Raw genomic sequence first — 14,372 nt, forward strand, 5'->3', positions numbered from 1 at the left:
ACCGCTGCAGGCATCCCTGGGGCAAACGTCCTTAAGCCGAGCGCGATTGGGAGAACTCGGTCGCGCACTCGGAAAGCGACGTGGCTAATTGCGAAATCGCCTCGCGGTCGTCTTCGCTAAGCGCCCGGTAATGAGTAATGACCGCCCGCTCTGCCTCATTCAGTGTATCGGTGGCGATGGGCGTCCGCTCACCCGACAACACGTACATGATGTCGATGCCTTTTTTGCCAAGCGCCGCCAGGTAATCGGAGCGCGGAATGCGCTCACCGCTCTCGTACTTGCCTTGGGCATTGGCCTCTACGCCACCAATGGAACCGAAGTCCTGTTGCGACAGCCCGAGCCGTTTGCGTTCTTCTTTCAGACGTGAGCCGAGATCTTTCATAAACGAGGGTCCTGAAATTGACTATGTTCAAAGAGCAAGACCCCATTGGTCCGAGGGAGTTGCGCCCTTGGGCCCATTTGGTCAATCTTCCGAATTGACGGCTCAAGGAATCCCCTTCGTGGCCGATAGGTTCTGATGTACCGCTATTCTTTTCGAATGGCAGCCCGATTTCTGTAGTTCGGAGAACCAGACGATGATTTCTTTCTTACTGGGTTGGTTGGCGCTATCGGCCGTCGGCACCTTGATTGCGCTGGCCATGATTCGCACCGGTAAATCGCGCCAGCCTGACGCAGACGACACAGTGCGCGGTCAAACGCCCGTCCCGGTTCTGGTGCGATTCAAGCCCTGAACCAATCCCGGCTGTCTTGCCGGGAGCACGCGCCCTCACATCACTCCCCCGCGAGCTGACCCTGCTCAGTTCCAGAGCCGCTTGCATGGGCCATTGCATAGCCTGTCGCGTAGCCAGCGCTCGATGGCGCGAATGCCAGGTCGGCCTGACCGGCGCTGAACTGGCGAAGCCCTGATGCCAGGGCAAGAAAATCCTCACGCTGCATCTCGTTGCCCCACACACTGCTGAACGACGACTCGTTCTTCTGCGCAGTGAATTCCGGACGGGTGTTGGATTGATTGGTTTGCATGATCGCGCTCTTCTTCTCGATACTGTTTAAACATACAGTATTTTCAACGAACCCCGAGCGCAAGTCCTGTCGCGACGAATGGTCATGGCGATCAGGTTCGACAGTGTGATCACTCACGCCTGCCTTTCTGGCGCCAAACGGCGCCGATCCTGAAGCCAGACGCTTAAATCCGTACCAGCGCCTCGAGCCGATCAAGGTCATCTGCCGCCAACACAATCCCCTCCTTCAATGACTGTTCACGCTGACGGTAGCGGCGATCACCCGGCATGCGCTGCTGGCCGACGCCTTGCATCTGCCGGACCAGTTCTTCGCTGCGTTCGGCGAATGCCTGACCACTGCCCTTGTCCGGATCGATGACGATGATGACCTGGCCGGTCCACGGGGTTTGCGCGCCGGGCGACGTGGACATATCGAACTCGAACGAGAAATTGCCGCCCGTGAGTGCAGCTGACAGCAGCTCCACCATCATCGACAGCGCCGAACCCTTGTAACCTCCGAACGGCAGCAACGCGCCACCGTCGAGAATGGCTTTCGGGTCTTCGGTCGGCGCGCCGTTGCGATCGACGCCCATTCCCGGCGGCAGCATGCGCCCCTCTCTGGCGGCAATCTGCACGTCGCCGTGGGCGATGGCGCTTGTGGCCATATCAAATACGATGGGCTGACCGTCGGCGCGTGGCGCGGCGAAGGCGATAGGGTTGGTGCCAAACAAGGGTTTTTGTGCACCGTGGGGCACGACGCAGGTCATGCTGTTGACCACGCTCAAGGCCACCAGCCCTTCCTGAGCCAACGGCTCGACGTCCGGCCACAGCGCGGCGAAGTGATGGGAGTTGCGGATGGCCAGAATGGCGATCCCGGCGTTCCGCGCTTTTTCGATCACCAGGGCTTTCGCCGCCTGCATCGCCGGCTGGGCAAACCCCCCCATGGCATCGACGCGCACAAACGCCGCGCCGACGTCTTCGACCTTTGGCTCAGCCTGACCATCGACCCAACCCGCCGCCAGCGACGACAGATAACCCTTGATGCGGAAGATGCCATGACTGTGGGACCCGTCGCGCTCGGCGGCCGCGCAATTGGCGGCCAGTACCCGCGCCACCTCGGGCGAGGTGCCATGGCGCACGAAGATCTGCCGCAGCAGCTCTGTCAGATCGGCAAAGGAAATTGTCCGGGTGGTCTGGCTGTCGTGCATCGAAGGCATCTGAAGCTCCTTTGTGATTATTGGATGTGGAAGCGGAACAGAAAAGACAGGTGTCTGGAGACGCTCGTTTGAAGAGTAATGCCCAGCAACAAGCCGGTAAACTGCGGGCCTGCTGCAGTGGCTGCCCTGCCCTCAACCGAACAAGGATCTCACCATGGATTCCCCAACCATTGATTGCCAGACCGTCGTCCTCGGCGCCGGTATCATAGGCGTCTGTTCTGCGCTGCACCTGCAAGCGGCAGGCCAGCGGGTGGTCTTGCTGGACCGTGATGAGCCAGGCGCTGGCACCAGTCATGGCAATGCCGGCTTGATCGAGCGCTCCAGCATCGTCCCGTACGCCTTTCCCCGTGAGTGGTCGCGGCTGGCGCGTTATGCCCTCAACCGGCAGTCTTCCCTGCGGTTCAGCCCGGCCTGGCTGCCAACGATCGCGCCCTGGCTGTTTCAGTACTGGCAGAACTCCTCCCCCGACAAACTGGCCAGCGCGAGCCGCGCAATGCTGCCGCTGATCGAACGCTGCGTCAGTGAGCATGACCTGCTGGCCGAGGCCTCAGGCATGACCTCGCTGATCCGCGCCAAGGGCTGGATCGAGTGCTATCGCGACCGAGGGGAATTTGATCTGGCAGTGGCCGATGCTCGCACTTACGACCGTCACGGGCTGCGTTATGAGGTGCTTGATGCAAGCCAGTTGCGCGATCGCGAGCCGCATCTGAGCGGGGCCTTGGGCGCCATCCACTGGCTCGACCCGAAAAGCGTGATCGATCCCGGTGCACTGGTCCGCGGTTATGCGGCGTTGTTCGTTGAGCGCGGCGGCCTGTTGCTCAAGGGTGACGCGCGCAGTCTTCGTCAGCACGACGACAGCTGGCAGGTAGAGACCCGCGAGGGGCTGATGCGGGCGCAAAACGCAGTGGTCGCGTTGGGGCCGCAATCAACGGAGGTGACCGCCCGCTTTGGATACCGCATTCCCCTGGGGATCAAGCGCGGCTATCACATGCATTACGCAGCAAAACCAAATGAGCCGTTGCAGCACTCGATCATCGATGCCCAGGCGGGCTATGTGCTGGCGCCCATGGCGCGGGGTATCCGACTGACTACAGGCGTCGAGTTCGCCGCACCCGACGCGCCCATCAACGAGATCCAGCTGCGCCGCTGCGAGGCCATCGCCCGAACGCTTTATCCGTTGGGCGAGCGGCTGGATGCCGAACCGTGGCTGGGGCGTCGGCCCTGTTTGCCGGACATGCGCCCTGTCATTGGACCGGCGGCGTCGCACAAAGGGCTGTGGTTCAACTTTGGGCACGCGCACCACGGTCTGACTCTGGGCCCGGTGACCGGTCGATTGCTGGCGGAGATGATGAGCGGCGCCAAGCCCTTTACCGATCCCGCGCCTTACAGCCCGGACCGATTCGGGTAAACCTCGGCGCGCCGCTGACTATTGCGCCTGCAACCGCTTCTGAAAGAACAAGCGCTGGTGCCCGGGCGGATAGTCATCCAGCCGACCAAACTGTTCATAGCCATGCTTGCGGTAGAACTCCGGCGCCTGGAAATCAAAGGTGTCGAGCCAGACGCCAACGCAGCCCCGCTCGCGGGCGAGGTCTTCGGCCATCGCCATCAACTGGCTGCCCATGCGCTGGCCCCGGGCCTGTTCAGGTATCACGAGCAGTTCGATGAACAGCCAGCTGTAAAGAATGCGGCCGTGGGGGCCGCCGAGCACGGCGTCGGTCTGTTCGTCGCGGACAAACAAGGCAAACTTTTCGTGCTTGCCGTCGCCTGCCATGGCCGCGTTGTAGGCCCTCAGTGGTTCAAGGATCTGCAGGCGTTCTTCTTCGGAGGGGTTGGATTTGAATTCGATACGGACACTCATGCGTCGCTTCCTGCTGACGGAAATGGGGACGCCAAGGTTGTCGGATATGCGGAAGGGAGTAAAGCGGCGAGAGGTTAAAGCAACGGAGCAGAGGGAATCAGTGAGAAGGGATGTGGAAGCCCCGGGGGCCTCCACACGCGCTAAAGCGCAGGGTCGATCAGTCTTTCTGGTCGCGCAGGACGTTACCGGAAGTGCCGTCGATGCGGAATTCGTAGGTCAGGCTGTCAGCTTTGCGGCCTTCGCCTTCCCAGTAGCCTTTGTCGTCGGCTTCGATGCTGTAGATCTCTGTATAACCTGCCGACTTGGCTTTTTCGATCGCTTTTTCGATGGTGATCCAGCCAGCGCCCGGTTTGTCCGCCAGGGCGAACTGTGCGGTGGTCAGCGCAGCGGTGGCGAGAACGGCAGCGGTAAGTTTCTTGATCATGATTGAACTCCATTTCCCTTTGCGGGCTTTTTGAATGCGAAATTTTGGAGTTCGTGACCGGAAAATAAGTTCATCCGAGGTTTTGTAACCGCTTGATGCTGCCGAATGGATACCACCGCAGACAGCGGTTTAACGCTGCGCGAACGCGGATCAGCGCTTGACCTTGCGACGCAGCACACCGTTCAACACCACCACGACAACAGCAACGAAGATCGCAATGTATTGAAAGGTCTTCTCGCTGAGCACGCCGGTGTTCTGTAAATGGGACAGCCCAAGCATGATCGCCAGAACGCTCAAGGCGATGATGATCGAATAAATCAGACGCTGTTTGTTGGTCATTACGGGATTCCTGAAAACCGGTCGAGATGTGGGGCGCAGTACAAATGTGCGGACATGGTACCTGCTCGGGTCGGCGCTGGCACGCCACCGCCTGCGCCGGGGCTGTGTCAGGCCACGTCACCGCTGCGGCGAAGCGTCTCGGCCGCTGATTTCCGTCACTTTCACGTGGTTTAATACGCGCACTTTTTAGTCGCTGAAGCATTTCAGGGCTGCAGGACGTGTCTGCCAACAACGCAGACTTTTCCTCCCCCCTCTTTCAACAAGGAGTCCCCAATGCCCCATGAAGGCAGCCTGTTGCAGGCCGCAGTCGTGTTCCTGCTCGCCGCCGTTCTCACGGTTCCTCTGGCCAAACGTCTGCAACTGGGCGCCGTGATCGGCTACCTGATCGCGGGTGTGATCATTGGCCCGTCTTGCCTCGGCCTGATCGGCGACCCGCAGAGCGTCGCGCACATCTCCGAGCTGGGCGTGGTGCTGTTGTTGTTCATCATTGGCCTGGAGTTGTCGCCGCGACGACTCTGGACCATGCGCAAATCGGTGTTCGGTGTCGGCATGGCACAGGTACTGCTAACGGGGGTGGTGATTGGCGCGGTCGCGTTGCTGGGCTTCAATCAGCCGCTGAACAGCGCCGTGGTGCTCGGCCTGGGGCTGGCGTTGTCATCGACCGCCTTTGGTCTGCAAAGCCTGGCCGAACGCAAGGAGCTCAACGCACCCCACGGTCGCCTGGCCTTCGCCATTCTGCTGTTCCAGGACATCGCGGCCATTCCGCTGATCGCGTTGGTGCCGATGCTGGCAGGCGGTTCTCACGATGCCGGTTCCGGCGATTCCCTGCGTCACGGCCTGCAAGTGCTCGGCGGCATCGCCATTGTCGTGGTCGGCGGTCGTTACCTGCTGCGGCCGGTGTTTCGCATCGTCGCCAAAACCAAACTGCAGGAAGTCTCCACGGCGACCGCTCTGCTGGTGGTGATCGGCACGGCGTGGCTGATGGACCTGGTGGGCGTGTCCATGGCGCTGGGGGCATTTCTTGCCGGCCTGCTGCTGGCGGATTCCGAATACCGTCATGAGCTGGAAGCGCAGATCGAACCGTTCAAAGGCCTGCTGCTGGGGCTGTTCTTCATCAGCGTCGGCATGGGCGCCAACATCGGCCTGCTGATCAACTCGCCACTGACGGTGCTGGGCCTGACGCTACTGCTGATCGGCTTGAAGTTGCCGTTGCTGTTCTTCGTCGGACGTCTGGCGGGCGGGCTCGGCAAGCAGAGCGCGCTGCGCCTGGGGCTGGTCCTGGCCGCGGGCGGTGAATTTGCGTTCGTGGTGTTCAAGATCGGCCGCGATCAGGGCCTGTTCGATGCCGCGTTGTACGACACGCTGGTGCTGACGATCACCTTGTCGATGGCGCTGACGCCATTGCTGCTGCTGGCACTGTCGCGCTGGCTCAAGCCCAAGACGGTGATCAAGGAAGTGCCGGCAGAGTACAAGGAAATCGAATCGGACAACCCGCGCGTGGTCATCGCGGGCATGGGCCGGATGGGGCAGATCGTTGCGCGTATTCTGCGCGCGCAGAACATCCCGTTCATTGCACTGGACACCTCGGTGGAAACCATCGAGTTCACCCGCAGTTTCGGTAATGTGCCGGTGTTCTATGGCGACCCGCTGCGTCCGGAAATCCTGCGCGCCGCGAAGGTGGACCAGGCCGAATATTTCGTCATCGCCACGGACGACCCGGACACCAACATCAAGACCGCCGAGCTGGTGCGCAGGCTCTACCCGCACATGAAGATCATTGCTCGCGCTCGTAACCGCCAGCACGTTCACCGCTTGCTGGACCTGGATGCCGAGGCGGTGCGGGAAACCTTCTATTCGAGCCTGGAAATGACCCGGCGTACGCTGATCGGCCTGGGCCTGAGTGAAACCCAGGCGGCCGCGCGCATTGATCGGTTCAAGCGCCACGACGAACAAGTGCTGAATCGCCAGCACCTGATCTACGATGATGCCGCGAAGGTCATGCAAAGCGCGCTGGAAGCCCGGACTGAATTGTCCGAGCTGTTCGAATCCGACCGGATCGATGAGGAAGCGAGTGACGCGCAGCCTGCCGCCAAGGCTAAAAAATAGCGGCCTAGGGCTGGGCCTTCTTGCGAAGGCTCAGCCTCTCAGCCCATGACCTCGCTCAGCGGAATGAAGTTGAGCAGGTCGCCCTCCGCCACCGTCGTGCCTTCTACGATCTCGATCAGCCCGTCGGCCCAGGCGGCGCTGCGCAGCACACCCGAGCTCTGATTGCGGTAGGCAACCAGGCGGCCCTGTTCAAGGCGTCCGCGCAAGTACTCGCGCCGGCTTCCCGGTTTGGTCCAGACGAATGCAGCAGGCACCTGGAATTGCAGCGGCTTGACGGCCTGCACGCCGAGGCGTCTGAGCAGATAGGGCCGGGCCAGCAGTGCGAAGGTCACCAGCGTGGAGGCCGGATTGCCCGGAAGGCCGATCACCGGCACGCCACGGAAATGGCCGAACGTCAGCGGCTTGCCCGGTTTGATCGCCAGTTTCCACAGCGCGATCTCGCCCTCTTCACGCAGCGCGTGACCGAGAAAATCCGCTTCGCCGACGGACACGCCGCCCGTGGAGAGGATCAGGTCGACGTCGTTGAGGCTGCCCAGCGCCGCGCGGGTTTTCTCGAGGTTGTCGGGAAGGATGCCCGCATCGACCACTTCGCAGCCCAGTCGCGCCAGCCAACTGCACAGCAGCACGCGATTGCTGTTGTAGATCTGCCCCGGGCCCAACGGCTGCCCCGGCTCGATCAACTCATCGCCGGTGGACAGCACGGCCACCCGGGCGCGGCGCACAACCTGCACCTGGCCAAAACCCATGGTCGCAGCGAGGCCCAGTTCGATCGGGTTCAGGACCGTGCCCGCATCCAGCACCTTGTCGCCGACGGTGGTTTCCTGGCCTTTGGGGCGGATGTTCTGACCGGTGCTCAACGGTTCGAGAAAGCGCACGGTCGCGTCCGCTTGAACCTCGGCATTTTCCTGCATCTCGACGCAGTCAGCCCCTTCAGGAACCGGCGCGCCGGTGAAGATTCGCGCGCAAGTGCCCGGCTGTAACGGCTCGGGCGCTTGCCCGGCGAAGATCCGCTGGCTCACTGGCAACGGCTCGCCGGTCCAGTCCGCCACGCGCATCGCGTATCCGTCCATGGCGCTGTTGGGCCACGGCGGCAAATCCAGCGTCGAAATCAGATCCTCAGCCAGCACGCGCCCCTGGGCATCGGCCAGCGCCACGGTTTCACGGTCGCTGATCGGCGCGTTGGCGGCCAGATCCATCAACCGCTGCATGGCCTCTTCGACCGGCATCAGGCGACTCATTTCAGTTGCGCTCATGGAGGCTCACCCGCGGGTCGCGCAGGGTTCGGCCTTCTTCAGGTGCGGCACGAAATTGCACGGGCGGAAGCTGTTGTTCAACTGATCGGCGAGGATGCCGTCCCAGCCGGTGCGCACCGCGTTGGTCGAGCCCGGCAGGCAGCAGACCAGCGTGCCGTTGGCCAGACCGGCAAGGGCGCGGGATTGAATGGTCGAGGTGCCAATGTCGGGCAGGGAAATCTGGCGGAACAGCTCGCCAAAGCCGTCCACCTGTTTGTCCAGCAAACAGGCCACGGCTTCCGGGGTGCTGTCGCGACCGGTGAAGCCGGTGCCGCCGGTGATCAGCACGACTTGTACTTCATCGTCGGCGATCCAGGTCGCCACCTGGGCGCGGATCTTGTACAGGTCATCCTTGAGCAACACGCGCTCGATCAGGCCATGGCCTGCAGCGGTCAGGCGGTCGACGAACATCTGGCCGGAGGTATCGGTTTCAAAAGTACGGGTGTCACTGACCGTCAGAACAGCGATGTTCAAGGGTACGAAAGGCGAGTCTGCCTTGGCTTTCATGGCGAGGTCCGGTTGTAGAGGAAACAGGGCGGTGTTATATCACAGCACCTGCTTTTTTCCGCGCCAACCGAGCTGATCATGACCCCTTCCGAAGCCCTCCCGCCCTGCTCTATCCTGCTGCTTGCCGGAGGCCAGGGTCGGCGCATGGGCGGGCGTGACAAAGGCCTGATCACCTGGCGTGACAAGCCTTTTATCGAGCATTTATATGGGCTGGTGCGACCGCTCACGGACGATGTGATCGTGTCGTGCAACCGCAACCGCGAGCAGTACGCGCGCTACGCCGACCAACTGGTGGAGGATGAGCAACAGGACTTCCCCGGCCCTTACGCGGGTATTCGCGCCGGCCTTGCCGTGGCCAGACATGGCTATCTGCTGGTCATCCCCTGTGACATGCCACTGCTGGATCGTGAGATTCTCGACGGCCTGCGCCAGAGCGCGGCCACTTCCGGAACGCCAGTCATGGTCCGCCAGGGCGAGCAGTGGGAACCGCTTCTGTGTTGCATTCCCACCTGCCACGCACAAGTGTTCGAACAGCATTGGCGGGAAGGACAGCGCAGCCCGCGCCGGACCCTGGCAGAGTTGCGCGCCGTCGGGTTGCAGTGCGAGGCCGACGACCCGCGCCTCGCCAACCTCAACACGCCGGATCTATTGACCGAGATCAAGGCCTGAGCGCAGCGGGCAGGTTTCATGGAACTTTGCCGTTACACTCTGCGTCAGACACATCACTAAATAAAATTCCCGGAGACACAGCAATGAAACAACGGACTCTTCCTGCCGCCTTTCTGCTCGCGCTGAGCCTTGCCGGTCTTGCCGGTTGCTCGTCGCCCACCGTGATCACGCTGAACGACGGCCGTGAAATCCAGGCAACCGACGAGCCGAAGTTCGATGAAGAGTCGGGCTTCTACGAGTTCAAGCAGCTGGACGGCAAAGAAACCCGCATCAACAAGGATCAGGTTCGCACCGTTAAAGAACTGTGATGCCGGCTTGATCGCGAGGGTTTGAACACACCGTCGCAGAGAGCAAAAGACCCGCCAATCGAGCGGGTCTTTTTTTGCCTTAAATAACCCGCAGCCCTATCCAGCGCGCTACCAATCCAACGTGATCCGGCTTTCGAATACCCGCTCCTGCCCCGTCACCGGATCAACAAAGCGCAATCCCTGGGCAAGGAGTTTCAGCGGGTTGGCGTAGTCGTCCACGGCGTCCTTGAGCACGTCGGGATAGAACGGGTCATTGCAGATGCCAGCGCCCAGGGCGGCCATGTGCACGCGCAACTGGTGTTTTTTCCCCGTCACCGGATACAGCGCGTACCGCCAGAGCCCGCCCTTTTTTTCGCTGACCACAACCCGGGTTTCCGTGTTGCTCGGGCCCTCGCCCTCTTGCATGCGAAAGAAGGGTTCGCCATCGACCAGGCGGCTTTTGTGAACACGCGGAAACGCCATGTCCGGGAGCGCAGGCGCTATCGCCTCGTAGCGCTTTTCAATCTGCCGGGTCGGAAACAGCGCCTGATAGGCCGACCGCGTCTGCTTGTTGGCCGAGAACAGCACCAGCCCTGCCGTATGCCGGTCGATGCGGTGCAAAGGCACCAGATCGGGATTGTCGAGGGTACGGATCAACCGTCGCAGCAGGGTCTGCTCAACGTACTCGCCCGCCGGTGTGACGGGCAGAAAATGCGGCTTGTCAGCGACCACAAGATGCTCGTCGGCATACAGGATCGACTCCTGCACCGGGATCGGCGTCTCGTTGGGCACTTCGCGAAAGTAATGGATGCGCAGGCCTTCGCGGTACGCAAGCTCCACGGCGATCGGCTGGCCGTCAGCGTCAAGCACTTTGCCCCGCGCGATCCGGTCAAGCCACTGCTCGCGGCTGATGGCACTGAAGCGCTCGCACAGGCAATCGAGCACCGTCCGCCACGGTCCGGGCGGCAGATACAACGTGCTGGCTTGACGGTGGGCAGCGGTAAATACAGGTGCGGACATAAACAGCTCAGAATAAAAGTGGTGATAGCAGCAAGGCTGGCATTATCTACGCCGAAGAACCTTTGCGCGACCGCGCAGATAACGGCTTTGCCGGAAGGCTCTAGCCCGGGCGATACAGAAGTGCGCGACGTTATGCCGCACGGAAAACCGGCGCCAGTTGTCTGACAACCGCGGTCCCGCGCTGGATGCGCAAAATGATTTGTCCTAAAATGTTTCGAAATCGGCAAGCAGGCGCGAATCCGAGCGGACACGAACTTCTACGTGACTGAAATCGAAAACGCCTGCCAGACCTGAAACCCATAAAAAGAAAGCCCGTCATCGACGGGCTTTTTTCGTTTTCAGCGTTTGTGTCGCGCGTCGAGCGCCAGTGCCCACGACTTTTTCTTTCGCCACTTTTGAGGTTACGCCCATGTTGGTTCAATTCTTCCAATGGATCAAACGTCTCTCCACCGGGACTTCTTCGCAGAACGACGAAAACTACTCCCAGTCGTTTTCCAACGAGGACCATGACGTGGGTCGCTGGACGTTCATGTCGGTGTTCATCGTACTCACCCTGAGCCTGTACATCGTCGCCGGCCTTGGCTACTACGCCAAAGTGCACGTCTGGGACGGCATGACCGACGAGCAGAAAGCCGCCGTCGCTCAAGCCATGGTGGTCGACACGCAATACCTCTGAAGCCAGTCAAGGCGCGCGCGGTTATGCACTCATCCCACGCGCGTCAGTCCCTCAGAAACAGCACAACCTGATCGGTGTCGAACGGCCAGTCCAGTTCGGCACCGGTGTCTGCCCGCCTCAGCACGGGAATCCTCAGGCTATAGGTTTCGTAGCACGCCTCGCTCTCGGCGATGTCGACCAGCTCCACCATCAAGCCGTGCTCTACCAGCGGCATCAGTTCGGCTTCGGCCACCTCGCACACATGACACCCCAACGTTCCAAACAGCTGACATTCCGGTGGCATGGCCAGGCCCCTCTGTGGCTGTGATTCCAAGGGTTTGATCTGGAAGTCTAGAGCTGGCCGCGAACACCGTCGAGCCTGCGCAGGCTTCTCGACCGTCCTCCCGTCGCCCACCCACACTGGAGCGCGACGTCCGGCGGGCGCACCGGAACAGCGCAGAAACCACTTCAGGCGAAACGGCAGTCCTGTTCACGCGATTGGAATGAACCTTCAGGAATGCGCCATACTCGAAACCCCATATCGTCATCCCCTAAGGAGAAAACCATGGCTCGACCTACAGCAGACAAAGCCCAGGACATATTGATGTCTGACTTCCAGACGCTGGTTGCCGATACGGAAAAATTGCTGGCGCACACGGCCTCTCTGGCCGGTGAACAGGCCGACGAACTGCGCGAGCAGATCCGCGAGAGCCTGGTTCGTGCACGCGAAACCCTCAAACTGACCGAAGAAACCCTCCGCGCCCGCGGCAAGGAAGCGGTCATCGTCACCGAGGACTATGTGCAGAACAACCCATGGCAATCGGTAGGCATTGCAGCTGGCGTCGGCTTCCTGCTGGGCCTGTTGGCCACCCGGCGCTAACGGCCATGACGCAGCCGACAGGTCCAACCGGGACCGATCAATCCTCTTCGCCGCGGCGGCTGGGTGCGGCTTTTCTGGGGCTGTTGCACACCCATGTCGAACTGTTCGGCATCGAGCTTCAGGAACAGAAAGCCCGTACGGTCAGGCTGTTGCTGTTCGCAGGCCTGGCGCTGGTTTTCGCGTTGCTGCTGCTCATCGGCCTGTCCGCGTTGCTGCTGATTCTGGTCTGGGACAGCTATCGCCTGTACGGAATCATCGGCCTGTGCGGGTTATACACCCTGGCGGCATTGTTCTGTGCAATGCGCCTGAAGGCAGCTGTTTTCGATGAGTCCTCACCCTTCCATTCGACACTGGAAGAACTGGCAAACGACCGCGAGCGACTGATGCCATGAGCGCACCTCAATTGCCCCAGACCCACAACCGTCGCGAGTTACGCAAGGCGCTGATCCGGCTGCGCATGGAGATGCACCGACAAGAAATCCGGCAGGAATCCTCGCGCTTGATGCATCCCCTGCAACGCATGCGTGGCATGGCTTCAGACCTGCCTGGCTCCCTTGGCATCAAGCATGGGCCGCTGTGGGGCGTCGGTGCTGTCACCCTGCTGGGATTTCTCACCGGCAAGGGCACTCGCAGTAAAAAAACCGGCAGCGTTACCCGCCTGATCAAATTCAGCGCAACTGTTTTGCCGTTAATCAAAATGGCGCTGCAAAACTCCTCCCGCCGTCGCTAAAAGCCTTCTGGCTGCATTCTTGCTAACAATCCGCGCCTTGCCCGATATTCGTATCGGGCAAGGCGTCGGTGTTTGTCGAGCGAAAATCCCACAGCCAAGCCTTCGCCACCACCGCTTCAATCAATCTTCACTAAGGAGGCCCCGTGTTCGATGGGCAACCGCTCGCCTGTTTTCAGCCGTTCATCGACACCGCAACAGGCCGCGTTGCCGGCGTTGAAGCACTGGGCCGCCTGCGCCAGGCAGACGGCAGCCTGCAATCGGTCGGTCCTTTGTTTGCGGATCCGCGGCGCCCGGCCGTGCAACTGCGTCGGCTGGATCGTCAGATTCGCGACAATGCCCTGAGCCGGTTGCATGAAGCGCCGAGCGACTGGTTCCTGAGCCTGAACATCTCGCCTCGATGGATCACCCGCCTGCGCCACGATGAATCGCCGCCCAGCCTCAAACAATTGCAGACCTACGGCATTCCTGCAGAACGTATCGTCTTTGAGATCACCGAATTGAGCGGCGACGGCCAGCGGCTGAAGGACGTCGTCGCTCGCTACCGCGACGCCGGGGCACGCATTGCCATCGATGATTTCGGCGCCGGCTATTCGCAGCTGGACCGGGTGCTTGCGCTGCAACCTGACATCCTCAAACTCGACATGCGTCTGTTTCAAGCCGCGGCGCGGGGCGGCCCCAGCAGCGATGTGGTCAAAGCCCTCGCGCAGATGGCCGAGAAAACCGGCTGCTGGATCATCGCTGAAGGTGTCGAGACCGAGGCCGAACTGGACTTCGCTCTTGAGTGCGGCTCGCGCTACGTTCAGGGCTATCTGTTTGCGCCGGCGCAGTTGTCTTTCTTCGAGGCCGATGCGTTCGTCGAGCGCTTCGCTGCCCTGCGCGATCGTTACGTGATGAAGAAAGTCGCCGAGCGTGAACAGCTGATGACGCTGCGAAGGCAGGTCACGCAACTGATGTCCCGGCTGCAGAGCTGGGCAGAGAACGATGCGCCGCTGAGCGACTTGCCTCAAGTCACGGAATTCCCGTGGCTGCTGCGCTTTTATCAGTGCGACCGCCACGGCACGCAGCTGACGCCCAATCTGGAATGGCGCAACGGCGCGTGGAGCCCGGATGCTCGGTATCTGGGCCATAACTGGTCCTGGCGGCCCTATTTCTATCACTTGCTGGCCGAGGGCTGGCACGAGCGGCGCCTGACGCTGTCGAGCACCTACCGCGACGCCACCAGCAATCAGTACTGCCTGACGGCCGGGCAGTTCTTCGACAACGGCGAGCGACTGTTGCTGATCGATGTCGACGCGGCCGGGTTTTGAGGCTGTCTGCGGATACCCTTTCGGCGATCTTGTGCTTGCAGCGTGCGGGGTGAACCGGGAAGCTAGCGTGGTAATCATTCGAC

Annotated in this window: 20 protein-coding genes; 10 read left to right on the plus strand and 10 right to left on the minus strand. The window is 61.3% G+C overall.

What is annotated here, in order from left to right; all coding sequences use genetic code 11:
- Window positions 1-31 precede the first annotated feature (31 nt).
- Entirely contained in the window at window positions 32-382 is a 351-nt protein-coding gene (locus AC0Z8Z_RS04100) for a helix-turn-helix domain-containing protein (RefSeq protein WP_485617993.1), read from the minus strand.
- A gap of 193 nt (window positions 383-575) precedes the next feature.
- Here AC0Z8Z_RS04100 and AC0Z8Z_RS04105 point away from each other — a divergent pair, with 193 nt between their 5' ends.
- Complete coding sequence (locus AC0Z8Z_RS04105) at window positions 576-731, plus strand: hypothetical protein (RefSeq protein WP_205483997.1); 156 nt, start codon at window positions 576-578, stop codon at window positions 729-731.
- Between the two features lie 40 nt (window positions 732-771).
- Here AC0Z8Z_RS04105 and AC0Z8Z_RS04110 read toward each other — a convergent pair whose 3' ends face one another.
- Both AC0Z8Z_RS04110 and AC0Z8Z_RS04115 read right to left on the minus strand, forming a co-directional pair.
- Window positions 772-1,020: a hypothetical protein gene (locus tag AC0Z8Z_RS04110; RefSeq protein ID WP_485617994.1), complete on the minus strand. Its 249-nt coding sequence runs from the start codon at window positions 1,018-1,020 to the stop codon at window positions 772-774.
- Between the two features lie 163 nt (window positions 1,021-1,183).
- On the minus strand, window positions 1,184-2,215 hold the full coding sequence (locus AC0Z8Z_RS04115) for an Ldh family oxidoreductase (protein ID WP_485617995.1): 1,032 nt from the start codon (window positions 2,213-2,215) through the stop codon (window positions 1,184-1,186).
- Between the two features lie 169 nt (window positions 2,216-2,384).
- Here AC0Z8Z_RS04115 and AC0Z8Z_RS04120 point away from each other — a divergent pair, with 169 nt between their 5' ends.
- Window positions 2,385-3,623 (plus strand): NAD(P)/FAD-dependent oxidoreductase, encoded by a 1,239-nt coding sequence (locus AC0Z8Z_RS04120; RefSeq protein WP_485618263.1) that lies wholly within the window; start codon window positions 2,385-2,387, stop codon window positions 3,621-3,623.
- Window positions 3,624-3,641: 18 nt separating this feature from the next.
- On the opposite strand, the gene AC0Z8Z_RS04125 is transcribed toward AC0Z8Z_RS04120, so the two are convergent.
- The 3 genes from AC0Z8Z_RS04125 to AC0Z8Z_RS04135 form a co-directional block, all read right to left on the minus strand.
- On the minus strand, window positions 3,642-4,073 hold the full coding sequence (locus AC0Z8Z_RS04125) for a GNAT family N-acetyltransferase (RefSeq protein WP_485617996.1): 432 nt from the start codon (window positions 4,071-4,073) through the stop codon (window positions 3,642-3,644).
- A 157-nt stretch (window positions 4,074-4,230) separates the two neighbouring features.
- Window positions 4,231-4,497: a PepSY domain-containing protein gene (locus AC0Z8Z_RS04130; protein WP_065991503.1), complete on the minus strand. Its 267-nt coding sequence runs from the start codon at window positions 4,495-4,497 to the stop codon at window positions 4,231-4,233.
- A 150-nt stretch (window positions 4,498-4,647) separates the two neighbouring features.
- Entirely contained in the window at window positions 4,648-4,836 is a 189-nt protein-coding gene (locus AC0Z8Z_RS04135) for a hypothetical protein (protein ID WP_065991502.1), read from the minus strand.
- A 273-nt stretch (window positions 4,837-5,109) separates the two neighbouring features.
- Between AC0Z8Z_RS04135 and AC0Z8Z_RS04140 the strand changes: the two genes are divergently transcribed.
- Window positions 5,110-6,942, plus strand: coding sequence for a monovalent cation:proton antiporter-2 (CPA2) family protein (locus AC0Z8Z_RS04140; protein ID WP_485617997.1), 1,833 nt, complete (start codon window positions 5,110-5,112; stop codon window positions 6,940-6,942).
- 38 nt (window positions 6,943-6,980) lie between these two features.
- Here the strand turns inward: AC0Z8Z_RS04140 and AC0Z8Z_RS04145 are convergent, their stop codons facing one another.
- The gene (locus tag AC0Z8Z_RS04145; RefSeq protein WP_485617999.1) at window positions 6,981-8,195 is read right to left on the minus strand and encodes a molybdopterin molybdotransferase MoeA; all 1,215 of its coding nucleotides are present in this window, start codon (window positions 8,193-8,195) and stop codon (window positions 6,981-6,983) included.
- A gap of 6 nt (window positions 8,196-8,201) precedes the next feature.
- Entirely contained in the window at window positions 8,202-8,741 is a 540-nt protein-coding gene (gene moaB, locus AC0Z8Z_RS04150; RefSeq protein WP_122538205.1) for a molybdenum cofactor biosynthesis protein B, read from the minus strand.
- Window positions 8,742-8,819: 78 nt separating this feature from the next.
- On the opposite strand from moaB, the gene mobA reads away from it, so the two are divergent.
- Together mobA and AC0Z8Z_RS04160 are read left to right on the plus strand one after the other, a co-directional pair.
- A complete protein-coding gene (gene mobA / locus AC0Z8Z_RS04155) occupies window positions 8,820-9,410 on the plus strand; it encodes a molybdenum cofactor guanylyltransferase MobA (protein ID WP_485618001.1) in 591 nt (196 codons plus the stop codon).
- Between the two features lie 83 nt (window positions 9,411-9,493).
- Window positions 9,494-9,718 (plus strand): YgdI/YgdR family lipoprotein, encoded by a 225-nt coding sequence (locus tag AC0Z8Z_RS04160; protein WP_122538201.1) that lies wholly within the window; start codon window positions 9,494-9,496, stop codon window positions 9,716-9,718.
- Between the two features lie 108 nt (window positions 9,719-9,826).
- Here AC0Z8Z_RS04160 and AC0Z8Z_RS04165 read toward each other — a convergent pair whose 3' ends face one another.
- The gene (locus AC0Z8Z_RS04165; RefSeq protein WP_485618003.1) at window positions 9,827-10,717 is read right to left on the minus strand and encodes a pseudouridine synthase; all 891 of its coding nucleotides are present in this window, start codon (window positions 10,715-10,717) and stop codon (window positions 9,827-9,829) included.
- Between the two features lie 409 nt (window positions 10,718-11,126).
- Between AC0Z8Z_RS04165 and AC0Z8Z_RS04170 the strand changes: the two genes are divergently transcribed.
- A complete protein-coding gene (locus AC0Z8Z_RS04170) occupies window positions 11,127-11,393 on the plus strand; it encodes a hypothetical protein (RefSeq protein ID WP_133771176.1) in 267 nt (88 codons plus the stop codon).
- A gap of 43 nt (window positions 11,394-11,436) precedes the next feature.
- Here the strand turns inward: AC0Z8Z_RS04170 and AC0Z8Z_RS04175 are convergent, their stop codons facing one another.
- On the minus strand, window positions 11,437-11,676 hold the full coding sequence (locus AC0Z8Z_RS04175) for a glutaredoxin family protein (RefSeq protein ID WP_485618004.1): 240 nt from the start codon (window positions 11,674-11,676) through the stop codon (window positions 11,437-11,439).
- Window positions 11,677-11,937: 261 nt separating this feature from the next.
- On the opposite strand from AC0Z8Z_RS04175, the gene AC0Z8Z_RS04180 reads away from it, so the two are divergent.
- The 4 genes from AC0Z8Z_RS04180 (at window position 11,938) to AC0Z8Z_RS04195 (ending at window position 14,289) form a co-directional block, all read left to right on the plus strand.
- Entirely contained in the window at window positions 11,938-12,252 is a 315-nt protein-coding gene (locus AC0Z8Z_RS04180) for an ElaB/YgaM/YqjD family protein (RefSeq protein ID WP_122538194.1), read from the plus strand.
- A 5-nt stretch (window positions 12,253-12,257) separates the two neighbouring features.
- On the plus strand, window positions 12,258-12,644 hold the full coding sequence (locus AC0Z8Z_RS04185; RefSeq protein WP_122624202.1) for a phage holin family protein: 387 nt from the start codon (window positions 12,258-12,260) through the stop codon (window positions 12,642-12,644).
- The gene (locus tag AC0Z8Z_RS04190; RefSeq protein ID WP_065991490.1) at window positions 12,641-12,982 is read left to right on the plus strand and encodes a hypothetical protein; all 342 of its coding nucleotides are present in this window, start codon (window positions 12,641-12,643) and stop codon (window positions 12,980-12,982) included. The genes AC0Z8Z_RS04185 and AC0Z8Z_RS04190 overlap by 4 nt, the downstream gene beginning before the upstream one ends.
- A gap of 143 nt (window positions 12,983-13,125) precedes the next feature.
- The gene (locus tag AC0Z8Z_RS04195) at window positions 13,126-14,289 is read left to right on the plus strand and encodes an EAL domain-containing protein (RefSeq protein WP_485618006.1); all 1,164 of its coding nucleotides are present in this window, start codon (window positions 13,126-13,128) and stop codon (window positions 14,287-14,289) included.
- Window positions 14,290-14,372 lie beyond the last annotated feature (83 nt).

It is taken from the genome of Pseudomonas sp. 1L-C-7-B-C1 (assembly GCF_057291635.1).

Excerpts from the sequence above, each read along its gene's own strand:
- AC0Z8Z_RS04140 (WP_485617997.1), top strand. The coding sequence starts at position 5,110 with ATGCCCCATGAAGGCAGCCTGTTGCAGGCCGCAGTCGTGTTCCTGCTC.
- AC0Z8Z_RS04110 (WP_485617994.1), bottom strand. The coding sequence starts at position 1,020 with ATGCAAACCAATCAATCCAACACCCGTCCGGAATTCACTGCGCAGAAG.
- mobA (WP_485618001.1), top strand. The coding sequence starts at position 8,820 with ATGACCCCTTCCGAAGCCCTCCCGCCCTGCTCTATCCTGCTGCTTGCC.
- AC0Z8Z_RS04100 (WP_485617993.1), bottom strand. The coding sequence starts at position 382 with ATGAAAGATCTCGGCTCACGTCTGAAAGAAGAACGCAAACGGCTCGGG.
- AC0Z8Z_RS04145 (WP_485617999.1), bottom strand. The coding sequence starts at position 8,195 with ATGAGCGCAACTGAAATGAGTCGCCTGATGCCGGTCGAAGAGGCCATG.
- AC0Z8Z_RS04105 (WP_205483997.1), top strand. The coding sequence starts at position 576 with ATGATTTCTTTCTTACTGGGTTGGTTGGCGCTATCGGCCGTCGGCACC.
- AC0Z8Z_RS04165 (WP_485618003.1), bottom strand. The coding sequence starts at position 10,717 with ATGTCCGCACCTGTATTTACCGCTGCCCACCGTCAAGCCAGCACGTTG.
- AC0Z8Z_RS04130 (WP_065991503.1), bottom strand. The coding sequence starts at position 4,497 with ATGATCAAGAAACTTACCGCTGCCGTTCTCGCCACCGCTGCGCTGACC.
- AC0Z8Z_RS04125 (WP_485617996.1), bottom strand. The coding sequence starts at position 4,073 with ATGAGTGTCCGTATCGAATTCAAATCCAACCCCTCCGAAGAAGAACGC.
- AC0Z8Z_RS04180 (WP_122538194.1), top strand. The coding sequence starts at position 11,938 with ATGGCTCGACCTACAGCAGACAAAGCCCAGGACATATTGATGTCTGAC.
- AC0Z8Z_RS04135 (WP_065991502.1), bottom strand. The coding sequence starts at position 4,836 with ATGACCAACAAACAGCGTCTGATTTATTCGATCATCATCGCCTTGAGC.
- AC0Z8Z_RS04175 (WP_485618004.1), bottom strand. The coding sequence starts at position 11,676 with ATGCCACCGGAATGTCAGCTGTTTGGAACGTTGGGGTGTCATGTGTGC.
- AC0Z8Z_RS04190 (WP_065991490.1), top strand. The coding sequence starts at position 12,641 with ATGAGCGCACCTCAATTGCCCCAGACCCACAACCGTCGCGAGTTACGC.
- AC0Z8Z_RS04115 (WP_485617995.1), bottom strand. The coding sequence starts at position 2,215 with ATGCCTTCGATGCACGACAGCCAGACCACCCGGACAATTTCCTTTGCC.
- AC0Z8Z_RS04185 (WP_122624202.1), top strand. The coding sequence starts at position 12,258 with ATGACGCAGCCGACAGGTCCAACCGGGACCGATCAATCCTCTTCGCCG.
- AC0Z8Z_RS04160 (WP_122538201.1), top strand. The coding sequence starts at position 9,494 with ATGAAACAACGGACTCTTCCTGCCGCCTTTCTGCTCGCGCTGAGCCTT.
- moaB (WP_122538205.1), bottom strand. The coding sequence starts at position 8,741 with ATGAAAGCCAAGGCAGACTCGCCTTTCGTACCCTTGAACATCGCTGTT.
- AC0Z8Z_RS04170 (WP_133771176.1), top strand. The coding sequence starts at position 11,127 with ATGTTGGTTCAATTCTTCCAATGGATCAAACGTCTCTCCACCGGGACT.